The 12615-nt window shown below is 56.7% G+C and carries 12 protein-coding genes; all 12 read left to right on the top strand.

Features of this window, described 5'->3' with window-relative positions:
• The first annotated feature begins 46 nt into the window (after positions 1-46).
• The 12 genes from metE to WFM49_RS03475 all read left to right on the top strand — a co-directional run bounded on the left by metE (position 47) and on the right by WFM49_RS03475 (position 12391).
• Positions 47-2341: a 5-methyltetrahydropteroyltriglutamate--homocysteine S-methyltransferase gene (metE, locus tag WFM49_RS03420; protein WP_336971655.1), complete on the top strand. Its 2295-nt coding sequence runs from the start codon at positions 47-49 to the stop codon at positions 2339-2341.
• A gap of 272 nt (positions 2342-2613) precedes the next feature.
• Positions 2614-3192, top strand: coding sequence for a DUF2889 domain-containing protein (locus tag WFM49_RS03425; protein ID WP_035272843.1), 579 nt, complete (start codon positions 2614-2616; stop codon positions 3190-3192).
• 84 nt (positions 3193-3276) lie between these two features.
• Positions 3277-4437, top strand: coding sequence for an ADP-forming succinate--CoA ligase subunit beta (gene sucC, locus WFM49_RS03430; RefSeq protein ID WP_009461782.1), 1161 nt, complete (start codon positions 3277-3279; stop codon positions 4435-4437).
• A 21-nt stretch (positions 4438-4458) separates the two neighbouring features.
• Positions 4459-5340 (top strand): succinate--CoA ligase subunit alpha, encoded by an 882-nt coding sequence (gene sucD / locus WFM49_RS03435; protein ID WP_009461784.1) that lies wholly within the window; start codon positions 4459-4461, stop codon positions 5338-5340.
• A gap of 301 nt (positions 5341-5641) precedes the next feature.
• Positions 5642-6346 carry a TerC family protein gene (locus WFM49_RS03440; RefSeq protein WP_250755814.1) on the top strand — a complete coding sequence of 235 codons (705 nt, stop codon included), beginning with the start codon at positions 5642-5644 and terminating at the stop codon, positions 6344-6346.
• Between the two features lie 4 nt (positions 6347-6350).
• On the top strand, positions 6351-6476 hold the full coding sequence (locus WFM49_RS03445) for a hypothetical protein (protein ID WP_003799533.1): 126 nt from the start codon (positions 6351-6353) through the stop codon (positions 6474-6476).
• Complete coding sequence (gene hemC, locus WFM49_RS03450) at positions 6473-7435, top strand: hydroxymethylbilane synthase (RefSeq protein ID WP_336971660.1); 963 nt, start codon at positions 6473-6475, stop codon at positions 7433-7435. Before WFM49_RS03445 ends, hemC begins: the two co-directional genes overlap by 4 nt.
• Before the next feature lie 6 nt (positions 7436-7441).
• The gene (locus WFM49_RS03455; RefSeq protein WP_009461792.1) at positions 7442-8242 is read left to right on the top strand and encodes a uroporphyrinogen-III synthase; all 801 of its coding nucleotides are present in this window, start codon (positions 7442-7444) and stop codon (positions 8240-8242) included.
• A gap of 24 nt (positions 8243-8266) precedes the next feature.
• Positions 8267-9625 carry a uroporphyrinogen-III C-methyltransferase gene (locus WFM49_RS03460; RefSeq protein ID WP_336971662.1) on the top strand — a complete coding sequence of 453 codons (1359 nt, stop codon included), beginning with the start codon at positions 8267-8269 and terminating at the stop codon, positions 9623-9625.
• 3 nt (positions 9626-9628) lie between these two features.
• Entirely contained in the window at positions 9629-11134 is a 1506-nt protein-coding gene (locus WFM49_RS03465; protein WP_250755809.1) for a heme biosynthesis HemY N-terminal domain-containing protein, read from the top strand.
• A 28-nt stretch (positions 11135-11162) separates the two neighbouring features.
• A complete protein-coding gene (gene ppa, locus WFM49_RS03470) occupies positions 11163-11699 on the top strand; it encodes an inorganic diphosphatase (protein ID WP_009462201.1) in 537 nt (178 codons plus the stop codon).
• On the top strand, positions 11696-12391 hold the full coding sequence (locus WFM49_RS03475) for a fumarylacetoacetate hydrolase family protein (protein WP_009462199.1): 696 nt from the start codon (positions 11696-11698) through the stop codon (positions 12389-12391). Before ppa ends, WFM49_RS03475 begins: the two co-directional genes overlap by 4 nt.
• The last annotated feature ends 224 nt before the right edge of the window (positions 12392-12615 follow it).

Consider the following 12615-nt stretch of genomic DNA (forward strand, 5'->3'; position numbering starts at 1 on the left):
TCAGGCGCCTGATACGGGCCTTTTATTCCTAATTTATGGGCTTACTATGACTATTATTCATAATCTGGGTTTTCCTCGCATGGGCGCGCAGCGCGAATTGAAGCGCTCTTTGGAAGCCTATTGGGCCGGTCAGGTAAGCCAGCAAGAGCTTTTGGAAACAGGCAAAGCCTTGCGCGCCCAGCATTGGGGTTTGCAAGGCAAGGCTGGGCTGGATACGGTGCCTGTGGGCGATTTTGCCTGGTATGACCAGATTCTGGAGTGGAGCACCTTGCTGGGAGCGGTTCCTGCCCGTTTCGGCCAGGCTGAAAATGCACCCGTGTCATTGGATACCTTGTTTCGCATGGCGCGTGGCCGTGCGCCCAGCGGCACCCCTGCCGCTGCTTGTGAAATGACCAAGTGGTTCGATACAAACTACCACTACATCGTGCCCGAATTCACACCAGGTCAAAGCTTCCGGATTGCCCGTGAATGCTTGTTTGAGCAGATTGAAGAGGCCAAGGCTCTGGGGCACAAGGTCAAGCCCGTGATTCCCGGACCCTTGACCTGGTTGTGGCTGGGCAAGGGCGATGCCTATGAGGGCTCGGCAGACGCGGGCAAGCTGGCCTTGCTGGATACTTTGCTGCCTGTGTATGAACAAGTGCTGGCCCGTTTCAAAGCTCAAGGTGTGGAATGGGTACAGATTGACGAACCTGTTCTGGTTCTGGATTTGCCTCAAGCGTGGCAAGACGCCTTCCGTCGCGTCTATCAAGGTCTGAATCAATCCGGCTTGAAGCTGCTGCTGGCGACTTATTTTGATGATCTGCATGAGAACGTCGCGGTATTGAAGGATTTGCCCGTGGCGGGTGTGCATGTGGATGCGGTGCGTGCTCCAGCTGCTTTGCAGGCCGTACAAGCGGTATTGGCGCAAGACCAGGTGCTGTCTGCCGGTGTGATTTCGGGTCGGGATATTTGGCGCACCGATCTGCAAAAAACGGTTCAAACCTTGAAGCCCTTGAAAGCGGTTTTGGGCGAGCGCCTGTGGATTGCGCCATCCTGCTCGCTGCTGCATGTACCTGTGGATGTGCAAAGTGAAGCCGGCCTGGACGCTGAATTGAAGAGCTGGCTGTCCTTTGCGGTGCAAAAACTGGATGAGCTGAAACTGTTGCAAGGATTGCTGGATGGCACTTTGGACGAAGCGGGTCAGCAAGCGGTTCAAGCTCAGCAAGCTGCTTTGCAAACGCGCCGTGAGTCCAAGCGCACGCATAATCCTGCCGTACAAGCCCAGATGGCCAAGATTGACCAGCTCAAGCGTCAACGTACGCCCTTCGCGCAGCGTATCCAGGCCCAGCGCAACAAGCTGAAGTTACCTGCCTATCCCACCACCACGATCGGTTCGTTTCCTCAGACCACGGAAATTCGTACTGCTCGCCGCGACTGGCGTGGGGGAGCCCTGAGTGATGCGGCTTATGAAAAAGCCATGCAGGCAGAAATCGAGCAAGTTATTCGTTTTCAGGAGCGGATAGGTCTGGACGTGCTGGTGCATGGCGAGGCCGAGCGCAACGATATGGTGGAGTACTTTGGTGAACTGCTGGGTGGTTTTGCCTTTACACAAAACGGTTGGGTACAAAGCTACGGGTCGCGTTGCGTAAAGCCGCCTATTATCTTTGGGGATGTGCTGCGCATCACGCCAATGAGTGTGGCCTGGTCCTCCTACGCCCAATCACTGACTGATCGGCCCGTCAAAGGCATGTTGACGGGGCCAGTGACGATGTTGCAGTGGTCGTTTGTTCGAGATGACCAGCCCCGTGCCGATACGTGCCGCCAGTTGGCTTTGGCCCTGCGCGATGAGGTCTCCGATCTGGAACAGGCGGGCATCCGTGTCATTCAGCTGGATGAACCCGCTTTCCGCGAAGGCTTGCCGCTCCGTCAGGGTGATTGGCAGGCCTACCTGGATTGGGCGGTGGATTGCTTTCGCCTGTCCACCAGCGCGGTGTCCGATGAAACCCAGATTCACACGCATATGTGCTATTCGGAGTTCAACGACATCATGCAGTCCATTGCCGATATGGACGCGGATGTGATCACGATTGAAACCTCGCGTTCCAATATGCTCTTGCTGAATGCCTTCGAGAATTTTGAGTATCCCAATCATATAGGCCCAGGCGTTTATGACATTCACTCGCCCAATGTGCCTGATAAGGACTGGATAGTGCGCTTGATGGGCGAGGCGGCCAAGCGCTTGCCCGCCGACCGTTTGTGGGTGAATCCCGACTGTGGTTTGAAAACGCGGGCGTGGTCTGAAACTGAGGCTGCCTTGCTGGCCATGGTGGATGCGGCCAAAGCATTGCGGGCGGCAGCCTGATTTGGTGCAGGCTTGAAATAAGCCGCTTGAATAGATTGACAGGGCAGGGCGCTTTTCGTCCTGCCACTCGATTTCCCAGGCTGGATGAAAACGACCGCCCGTCAGGTGGTCGTTTTTTTCATGCAAATTTGGTATACCGTAGGATCGACACCGCGTAGATCCTGTGTTTGGCCCGCTTGGGATGCGCTTACAGATTATGTAAGTGGCTGATACGGAACATACGAGGTGCGTTATACTTGATCAGTTTCAATCTTGCCGCCCCGTTCATATCAATGCCTTTGCCCCCGCCGTCCGTCGCCCGTGAACCATTGCATACGCGTACCATCACGGTAGAGTCGTTTGCACGGGAAGATGGCCTCTGGGACCTGGAGGCCTCGCTGCTGGATGTGAAGTCCTACGACTTTCCCATACGCAACGGCCAAACCCATAAGGCAGGTGATCCTGTCCACCTGATGCATCTGCGTATCACTATCGATAGCAGCTTTGCCATTGTGGATGCCGTGGCGGTCTACGATGCAGCCCCTTACCAGGACAACTGTTCGTCCATTGCGGACGCCTACCAGAAGTTGGTGGGCCTGAATTTGCTCAAGCAGTTTCGTCAGGGTGTCAAAGAGCGCTTTGGGCGTTCGGCTGGCTGTACGCACATGAGCGAGCTGGCACAAGTGCTGCCAACTGCCGCCGTACAAACCATGGCCGGGCGACGTCGCAGCAGCGGGGAATCAGAGATTTATCGCACCGACAAGCAGCCTTTCCATCTGGATGGCTGCCATGCCTTGCGTTTGAGCGGTCCCGTGGTTGAGGAGTTTTATCCCGTCTGGTATCGACCTAAAGTCACAGACGGGGTGGATTAGTTTTTTGTTTTAGTCAGGTCTCGGGCTCAGGCCTGGAGTTCCTGCCTTCTTTTTTTATTGTGTTTTTAGACTGACAGGTATCACATGAAAATTCACGAATATCAGGGCAAAGCACTGCTTAAGCAGTTTGGCGTTGCCGTGCCACGCGGAATTCCTGCCTTCTCCGTCGATGAAGCGGTTGCAGCTGCGCAGGAGCTGGGTGGCTCTGTGTGGGTTGTCAAAGCCCAGATTCACGCCGGTGGCCGTGGCAAGGGCGGTGGCGTCAAGCTGGCTCGCTCGATGGACGAAGTGCGTCAACTGGCCTCGGAAATCCTGGGCATGCAGCTGATCACTCACCAAACTGGCCCTGAAGGCCAGAAAGTGGGTCGCCTGCTGATCGAGGAAGGCGCGGACATCAAGAAGGAATACTACGTCGGTATCGTTACCGACCGTGCTACCCAGCGCGTGGCCGTGATGGCTTCCAGCGAAGGCGGCATGGAAATTGAAGAAGTGGCCGAGCGCGACCCCGACGCCATCCTGAAAGAATTTGTGGACCCTGCTGTTGGCCTGACCAACGAGCAAGCCACCAAGCTGGCTCGCGGTATCGGCGTTCCTGACGCTTCTATCGAAAAAGCCGTTGCTGAATTCCAGAAGCTGTACAAGTGCTACACCGAAACCGACGCTGAACTGGCCGAGATCAACCCTCTGATCCTGACCGGCTCGGGCGACATCATCGCTCTGGACGCCAAGTTCAACTTCGACGGCAACGCTTTGTTCCGTCACCCCGATATCGTGGCTTTCCGTGACCTGGCTGAAGAAGATCCTGCTGAAGTTGAAGCCAGCAAGTACGACCTGGCCTACATCCAGCTGGACGGCAACATTGGCTGCCTGGTGAACGGTGCAGGTCTGGCCATGGCGACCATGGACACCATCAAGCTGTTTGGCGGCGAGCCTGCCAACTTCCTGGACGTGGGCGGTGGCGCTACGGCCGAAAAAGTTACTGAAGCCTTCAAGATCATGTTGGCCAACAAGGGCGTCAAAGCCATTCTGGTTAACATCTTCGGCGGCATCATGCGCTGCGACGTGATCGCTGAAGGCGTGATCGCTGCGTGCAAGGCCGTCAACCTGAACGTGCCTCTGGTGGTACGCATGAAGGGTACCAACGAAGAGCTGGGCAAGAAAATGCTGGCCGATTCCGGTCTGCCCATCATCAGTGCTGACACCATGGCCGAAGCGGCGACTGCTGTTGTCGCTGCCGCCAAGTAAGAAAAGGTTGAGGATTAGCAAATGTCGATTCTGATCAATAAAGACACCAAAGTCATCACGCAAGGGATCACCGGCAAGACCGGCCAGTTCCACACCCGCATGTGCCGTGAATACGGTAACGGCATGGAAGCCTTTGTGGCTGGCGTGAACCCCAAGCGTGCTGGTGAGGATTTCGAAGGTGTACCTATTTACGCCTCCGTGTCCGACGCCAAGGCTGAAACTGGCGCAACCGTGTCGGTTATCTACGTTCCGCCCGCAGGTGCTGCGGCTGCCATCTGGGAAGCTGTTGAAGCTGACCTGGACCTGGTTATCTGCATTACCGAAGGCATCCCTGTTCGCGACATGCTGGAAGTGCGCAACCGCATGCGCGCAGAAAACCGCAAAACCCTGTTGTTGGGCCCGAACTGTCCCGGTCTGATCACTCCTGACGAGCTGAAGATCGGTATCATGCCCGGCCACATTCACCGCAAGGGCCGCATCGGTGTGGTCAGCCGCTCCGGCACGCTGACATACGAAGCCGTTGCTCAAGTAACCGAACTGGGCCTGGGTCAATCCTCGGCTGTCGGTATCGGTGGCGACCCAATCAACGGTCTGAAGCACATCGACGTGCTCAAGATGTTCAACGACGATCCTGATACCGATGCCGTTATCATGATTGGCGAGATCGGCGGTCCAGACGAAGTCAACGCGGCTTTGTGGGCTAAAGACAATATGACCAAGCCCGTTGTTGGCTTTATCGCTGGTGTGACAGCGCCTCCCGGAAAACGCATGGGTCACGCCGGTGCCCTGATCTCCGGTGGTGCCGACACGGCCGACGCCAAGCTGGAAGTGATGGAAGCTTGCGGTATTCGTACCACTCGCAACCCGTCCGAAATGGGCAAGCTGCTCAAAGAAGTGCTGTAAATAGTAGTACCGGGGCCCGCTTTGGCGGGCTCTTTGTCTGGCTGCCCTGTGCAGCCGGGCAAAATTGGCCAGCCGGTTTCGTCAAGAAAAACACCACAACCCGGCGCATTCCTTCCCGAATCTGGCCAGCCTGATCATGCTCAAACGAATCAAGTAAGAAAAAGAAGCCCCGATGTTGCACAGGCTAGGATTAGTTTGCTGCTTTAAGGGGCGTTGTTGTCTTGGGACAGCCTGGCGACAGAAAAAGAACGTTTGTCCCGCGGCTGGGAAGAGAACTCACGTTTAGCTATACGGGAACGAAATGATTGAATTCCTCCAAACCCTGCATTGGGGTTCACTGTTTCAAATTGTACTGATTGATATTTTGCTCGGTGGCGACAATGCCGTCGTGATCGCACTTGCCTGTCGCAACTTGCCCAGGCAGCAGCGCATGCAAGGCATTTTGTGGGGGACCGCAGGCGCAATTATCCTGCGTGTAGTCCTGATTTTCTTTGCTCTGACCTTATTGGATCTGCCGTTTTTGAAAGTGGTGGGCGGTCTTTTGCTCTTGTGGATCGGGATCAAGCTGCTGATGCCGGACGACGACGCACACGGCAATATTCAAGGGGGCGGAACCATCTGGGCTGCCGTCAAAACCATCATCATTGCGGATTTCGTGATGAGCCTGGATAACGTGATTGCCATTGCCGGTGCGGCCCAAAACGCGCACCTGGATCATCAACTGGGCTACGTGATCTTTGGATTATTGCTAAGTGTCCCCATTATTGTCTGGGGTAGCACCCTGGTTTTGAAACTGATCGACCGTTTCCCTATTGTCGTCACCCTGGGCGGTGCCTTGCTGGGCTGGATTGCAGGCGGCATGCTGGTCACGGACAAGATTGTGGAAAATCAATTTGGCGTGCAGCCCCAGCCTGTTAAACTCGGGGTCGAGATTGTTTGTGCCTTATTAGTGGTGGCGCTGGGCAAATGGCTGGCGCACCGTAAAGGTTCTACCAAGGAAGCTTAGTTCTATGGCAATTTTTAAATCCTCCGACGCCAAAGGTCAGGAAAGCGGTTTGTCCCTGCTGCAAGGCTTAGGGATCCTGGCCATTATCGGTATTGTTGCTGCCGCCATCGTGCGCTATTTTGCTGCATGACCGCTGTGGCTTCTACTCCTCAGGAATTGGTTATTGCCACTCGTGCCAGTCAACTGGCCTTGTGGCAAGCCAAGCATGTTCGCGACCTTTTGCAGCAGCTGTACCCGCAGTGCAAGGTGTCCTTGCTGGAAATGACAACCCGTGGTGACCAGATTCTGGATCGTACGCTGTCCAAAGTGGGTGGCAAGGGCCTGTTTGTCAAAGAGCTGGAAACCGCCTTGCTGGATGGCCGCGCCCATCTGGCGGTGCACTCCCTGAAAGACGTGCCGGTGGTGTTGCCCGAGTCCTTTGACCTGCCCATCATCATGGAGCGGGACGACCCACGCGATGCTTTTGTTTCCAATACTTATCCCAATCTTGAGGCTTTACCTGCTGGTGCCATCGTAGGCACTTCCAGTTTGCGCCGCGAGTCTCAGATTCGAGAGCGCTACCCGCACCTGGACATCCGTCCCCTGCGTGGCAATGTCCAGACCCGTTTGTCCAAGCTGGATCGTGGCGATTACGACGCCATTATTCTGGCTTCGGCTGGTTTGCGTCGTCTGGAATTGGCCGAGCGTATTCGGGATTACATCTCGATCGAAGACAGCTTGCCTGCCGCCGGGCAGGGGGCCTTGGGCATCGAGATTCTGAAAACTCGTACCGATGTGGCCCAATGGTTGGCGCCTTTGGCGCATTCCACCAGCCACGTATGTGCCTTGGCCGAGCGTGCCGTATCGCGTGCCTTGGGTGGTTCCTGTCAGGTGCCATTGGCGGCTTATGCCTCACTGAATGGCGAGGAGCTGAGCCTGAGCGGCCTGGTTGCCGAACCTGATGGCTCCACGGTGTACCGCGCTCAGATCACGGGTGCGGCCAAAGATGCGGAAGCCTTGGGTCTGTCGCTGGCGGAAGATCTGAAGCAGCAAGGTGCTCAAGCCATTCTGGATCGCTTGCTTACGGAACAGCCCGCAGAAGGCGAGTAAAGCGGCATGAACCTGCCCTGTGTATTACTGACCCGCCCCGCGGGACGGAACGAAACCCTGTCGGCTGCCTTGGCCGCGCAGGGTTTTTCTTCCTTGCTTATGCCCGCCTTGAGCCTGGAAGCGCAAAACCTGTCCGAAGAACAATGGCAAGATCCCAAGGATTTTGACCTGGTGCTCTTTGTAAGCAGCAGTGCGGTCAATTTTTACTTTGCGGCTTTGCAAGCGCGCGGTCAACGCTGGCCTGACAAGGTATTGCTGGCTGCAGTTGGTTTTGCTACCGCCGCCTGTTTGCGCGCCCAGCCGGGCGTTTCCCCAGATGCCGTACTTCACCCTGAAAATACGGATTCCTTGCAGGACTCAGAGGCTCTGTGGGCGGTGCTGGAGCCTCGACTGGCGCAATTTGAGCGGGTTCTGATTGTGCGCGGTCATAGCGGTCGTGAATGGTTGGGACAGCAGCTGGAAAATCACGGTATTCAGGTCCAGCGCCTGGCGATTTACCAGCGTAGCCCCGCCCAGTGGAGTACAGAGCAGGGCCGTCAAATTCGTGACAGTTTGCAGGCGGGCCGTCTGGCCGTGTTGCTCAGCAGTTCTCAAAGCGCCGATGCGGTTTTCGCCAATGTACAAAGCCTGGGTTTACTGGATGTTTGGGCGCAATGTGCCTATGTGGTCATACATCCGCGTATTGAAGAACATTTACAGTCCTTATTGTTGCAGGCTGGAATCGCAGCGCCACCAATGGTAAAAAGGTGTACGCCAGACGATGATGACATTGTCGCTGCCTTGATGGCGGTGCTCTCGCGCGATTAGCCTCACACGGATTACAATCTTGCCATGAACGATAAAACAGAGAACGCATCCGCAAGCGAACCGGAGACTTCCATTTCCAGCCCAGCCAATACAGCGGCTCCTCGTCCGTATTCCGAACCCAAAGACAGCACCACTGCGCCGCAGAAGCGTAAAAGTGGCGCGGGTCCGGCTTATGCTTTGACGGCTGTTGTGGTGGTGCTGGCCGCTGCCGGTCTTTGGTACCAGAATTCATTGCTGGAAAAGCATAAGGCCGAGCTGCAAGCCCAGCTGGCAACCAATATCAACACCACAGAGCAGGCGCGCCAAACCGCGCAGCAGGCCCTGGCCCTGGCGCAGCGTCAATCTGACAAGCTTGCCCAGCTGGAAAAATCCTTTAACGATTCCACCGAACAGTTTCATGATCTGAGTCAAGCCTTCCAGACCATGACAGACAGCGGTTCGGAACTGGTTTTGCTGAACGATATTGATCATCTCGCTACGATTGCGCAGCAACAGCTGATGCTGGGTGGCAATGTGGCCAATGCCATCGTTTCTCTGGAAGCTGCTCAGGCGCAATTGGCTCGTGCCAATCGCGTCGGTCTGGCGTCCTTGCAACAAACACTGAATGGCGATCTGGAACGTCTGCGCGCCGCTGCCACGGTGGATGTGGCCTCCTTGTCGCGTCAACTGGACACCTTGTCGCGCTACGTCTCGGAAGCGCCTTTGCTGGTGCCGGATGACGTTGCCGGTGGTGCGAATACTGAAGCGCTGGACTTGCAGTCCGACGTTCAGGAACCTACGGAACTGGCCGCTGATGCCCCTTGGTGGGAGCGCAGCTGGAATACGGTGGAACAGTGGGGTAGCAGCGCCTGGCGCTCGGTCAGCCACGATCTGGGGCAGTTTGTCTCCATCCGTCGTGTCGACGATGCCGCCGCCTTGCTGATGTCGCCGGATCAGGCTGCCCGTCTGCGAGAGAACCTGCGTCTGCGCATTATGGCCGCCCAACTGGCCATGATGATGAATCAGTCCGCCGTCTGGCAGACCGAGCTGAACGCAGTCGCGACGGCGCTGGAAAAACGCTTTGATACGCAATCCGGTCAGGTTCAGCAGGCCTTGCGTCTGACCCGCCAATTGCAGGACACCCGCATCGGTGCTCGTTTGCCTACCGTGAATAACACCTTGGCGGCCATTGAGAGCCTGCGTCAGGCTCAGGCCGGCCGCAGTCAGGACAATGCCGACGACACCACGACCGAGCAGGGCGATACGGACCCTATTTTGTCCGACCCTCCTCAATCCACAGAACCTGCCAGCCAGGAGGAGCCCGCTGCTCCTGCTGCCGAACAGACTGAGTCTGCGACTCCCGCTCAATCCGAGACGGAACAGCCGGCTCAGGCGCAGGGGTAAGGTATGCGTACTTGGTTTTGGACTCTCATCTTATTTATCGCTGCGGTCGCGCTGGCTCTGGTCTTGCGTGAACACGCCGGTAATGTCTATTTGGTCACGCCGCATTATCTGGCACGTGCTTCGCTAACTTACGTGGTTCTGTGCACGCTGGGGCTGTTCATCGTGCTGTACGTACTGCTGCGCCTGCTGGCCTGGTTCAGCGATGGTCCGGAGCGTTTCCGCCTGTGGCGTGGTCGTCGCGCTCAACGCCGTGACCAGGCTTTGCTGGAAACCGGCTGGATCAGCATTCTGGAAGGTCGTTACGAGCAAGCTGAAAAAGACTTGATGAAGCTGATGAGCAAAACCCGCTCGCAGTCCAGCAAGGTCGTGGCAGGCTTGGCAGCAGCGCGTGCTGCGCATTACCAAGGTCAGATTGCTCAACGTGACGAAGCCTTGGCCGCCGCTCGTGCTGCCGCTGGCGATGATGCCCGTTTGAAAGAGGCCAGTGCCGTGGCTTCGGCCGAGCTGTACCTGGATCAGAATCGTACCGAAGAAGCCATCGAGCTGCTGCAGGATTTGCAGGATGCCAGTTCGCGCCACTTGCACGCCACTCGTTTGTTGTTGCGCGCCTATCGCCAGCAAGGTAATGCCGAACGTGTTTACGAGTTGACCCGTTTGCTGGTGCGCCGCAGCGGCATCGAACGTCAAGAGGCACTGAACCACATCGAATTTGCCGCTGCTGCTCGTTTGCGTGTGGGTGGTGCTGAACAGTTCAAGGCCTTATGGTCGGATCTGAAGTCCGAAGAAAAGATCCTGCCCGGCGTCGCGCTGGAAGCTGCCCTGATTCAAGAACATGAAGGCAATTATGAAGAAGCCGGTCGTATCCTGGAGCCTGCGATTGCAGTCAGTTTCGACAGCCGCTTGCTGGAAGCCTACGCCCAGTGCCCACCTGAATATGTGGGCCGCCGCTTGGCCAAGGCCGAAGAGTGGCTGCGCAGTCAGCCCAACAATCCGGTCTTGCTGTCCACCCTGGGCCATCTGTGCCTGACCAGCCAATTGTGGGGGCAGGGCGAGCATTACCTGTTGCGTAGCCTGAAAATCCAGGGCGATCTGCGTAATCATGCTTTGCTGGGTAATCTGTACGACAGCCTGGGTCGCCACGACGAAGCCGTCTCTTACTGGCGCAAGGCCGCCTCCATGGCCGGCACCTTACCGATTCTGGCGGTCAGCACGGCTTTGCCAGCAGCGGATACTCGTCATGACCCTAGCCATACCGATGCGGACAGCCTGCCATCGCAGGATGACGACGATCTGCCGCATTACACCTATGCCGCCAGCGTCGTGGCCGAGGACCTGCCAGATCAGGGCCGTCCATTGCCTGTGGTGGCCGAGCCAGTGCCTCCTGCTGCCACGCCTTCGCAAGACAGCTTGAGCTCCTCTTCGGATCTGGATGATTACTTTGATACGGCTCCCATCCCTGGGGTCGATCTCTCTCAAACTTCGGATCGTCCTCGACGCTCCAACGATTAATTTCTTTTATTTTTAAAGGTTTGCACGAATGAGCCTCGCCCAAGTACCTGCTGGCAAGAAACTGCCCGACGAGATCAACGTAGTCATCGAAATCCCCATGAACTCGGACCCCGTCAAATACGAAGTTGACGAGAACGGCGTGGTTTTTGTGGACCGTTTCATGCTGACCGCCATGCACTACCCCTGCAACTACGGCTACGTTCCACAAACCATTTCGGACGATGGCGACCCGGTTGACGTGCTGGTGATTGCTCCTTTCCCAATCCAGATCGGTGCCGTGATTCCTTGCCGTCCTATCGGCGTGCTGCATATGGACGACGAAGGCGGTGGCGATGCCAAACTGCTGGCCGTGCCTACCGACAAGCTGTACCCCCTGTACCGCAACGTGAAGTCGCCTGAAGATCTGCAGCCTGAAGAGCTGGAGCGCATCAAGCACTTTTTCGAGCACTACAAAGACATCGAAAAAGGTAAATGGGTCAAGGTCAAGGGCTGGGACGGTATCGAAGCTGCCAAGAAAGAGCTGGTAGACGGTGCCAAGCGCTTTGCTGACGGCCAGGCAAAATGAGTACCGTCATCCCCGCACCCGCCGTTGCGGCCCTGAACGTACAGGGCAGTGAGCAGGTTTTTCCTGTACGCCGCATTTACTGCGTCGGCCGCAATTACGTCGAGCATGCACAGGAAATGGGCTTTACCGGTCGCGAAGATCCTTTTTTCTTCTGCAAACCGGCGGACTCCATCTTGAACGTGCTGCCCGGCCAGGTCTGCGACATGCCTTATCCCTCTCGCACCCAGGATCTGCATCACGAGATCGAACTCGTCGTGGCTTTGTCCAAGGGCGGGCGTGATCTGACTGTGGAGCAGGCTGCTGAATGTGTGTGGGGATACGCGGTGGGTCTGGACATGACCCGCCGGGATTTGCAGACGCAAGCCAAAAAAGCTGGTCGTCCCTGGGAAGTGGGCAAAGCCTTTGACCACTCCGCGCCGACCGGCCCTCTGGTCCCACGCAGCCGTATTGGCGAGCTGTCCCAAGGTGCCATCACCCTGGACGTCAACGGCGAGCGTCGCCAGACCGGCGATTTGAATCAGCTGATCTGGAATGTGGCTGAATCCATCGCTTACCTGTCGGGCCTGTTCGAGTTGTTCCCAGGCGACATCATTTTCACGGGAACCCCAGCCGGTGTCGGCTCGGTGGAACGTGGCGATGTGATGCACGGGGCGATCGACGGTCTGGGTAGCATAGAGGTGCGTCTGGTCTAAGCCATCGGCTTGAAGAAAAAATCGCCTCCAGGCGTAATGCCAGTCAGTTAACACTGACTGGCATTTTTATTGGCCGTGCAGTGAGCAAGTTGTTTTTTGGGGTACGCGGTCACTACTCATGAGTAACATGCTTTTCGGGGCGTAATGAGCCCATAGGTATTAAAGCCGGACAAACCCATCCCGCTCGGCTTTTGCGAATATTCCGGCCCGCTGCCAAGGGGCAG

The sequence above is a fragment of the Alcaligenes sp. PF14 genome (assembly GCF_037150615.1).
Classification (GTDB): domain Bacteria; phylum Pseudomonadota; class Gammaproteobacteria; order Burkholderiales; family Burkholderiaceae_B; genus Alcaligenes; species Alcaligenes phenolicus.

What these genes read in the sequence shown, in the direction of transcription:
- metE (WP_336971655.1), top strand. Translation starts at nt 47, where the DNA reads ATGACTATTATTCATAATCTGGGTTTTCCTCGCATGGGCGCGCAGCGC.
- WFM49_RS03425 (WP_035272843.1), top strand. Translation starts at nt 2,614, where the DNA reads ATGCCTTTGCCCCCGCCGTCCGTCGCCCGTGAACCATTGCATACGCGT.
- sucC (WP_009461782.1), top strand. Translation starts at nt 3,277, where the DNA reads ATGAAAATTCACGAATATCAGGGCAAAGCACTGCTTAAGCAGTTTGGC.
- sucD (WP_009461784.1), top strand. Translation starts at nt 4,459, where the DNA reads ATGTCGATTCTGATCAATAAAGACACCAAAGTCATCACGCAAGGGATC.
- WFM49_RS03440 (WP_250755814.1), top strand. Translation starts at nt 5,642, where the DNA reads ATGATTGAATTCCTCCAAACCCTGCATTGGGGTTCACTGTTTCAAATT.
- WFM49_RS03445 (WP_003799533.1), top strand. Translation starts at nt 6,351, where the DNA reads ATGGCAATTTTTAAATCCTCCGACGCCAAAGGTCAGGAAAGCGGTTTG.
- hemC (WP_336971660.1), top strand. Translation starts at nt 6,473, where the DNA reads ATGACCGCTGTGGCTTCTACTCCTCAGGAATTGGTTATTGCCACTCGT.
- WFM49_RS03455 (WP_009461792.1), top strand. Translation starts at nt 7,442, where the DNA reads ATGAACCTGCCCTGTGTATTACTGACCCGCCCCGCGGGACGGAACGAA.
- WFM49_RS03460 (WP_336971662.1), top strand. Translation starts at nt 8,267, where the DNA reads ATGAACGATAAAACAGAGAACGCATCCGCAAGCGAACCGGAGACTTCC.
- WFM49_RS03465 (WP_250755809.1), top strand. Translation starts at nt 9,629, where the DNA reads ATGCGTACTTGGTTTTGGACTCTCATCTTATTTATCGCTGCGGTCGCG.
- ppa (WP_009462201.1), top strand. Translation starts at nt 11,163, where the DNA reads ATGAGCCTCGCCCAAGTACCTGCTGGCAAGAAACTGCCCGACGAGATC.
- WFM49_RS03475 (WP_009462199.1), top strand. Translation starts at nt 11,696, where the DNA reads ATGAGTACCGTCATCCCCGCACCCGCCGTTGCGGCCCTGAACGTACAG.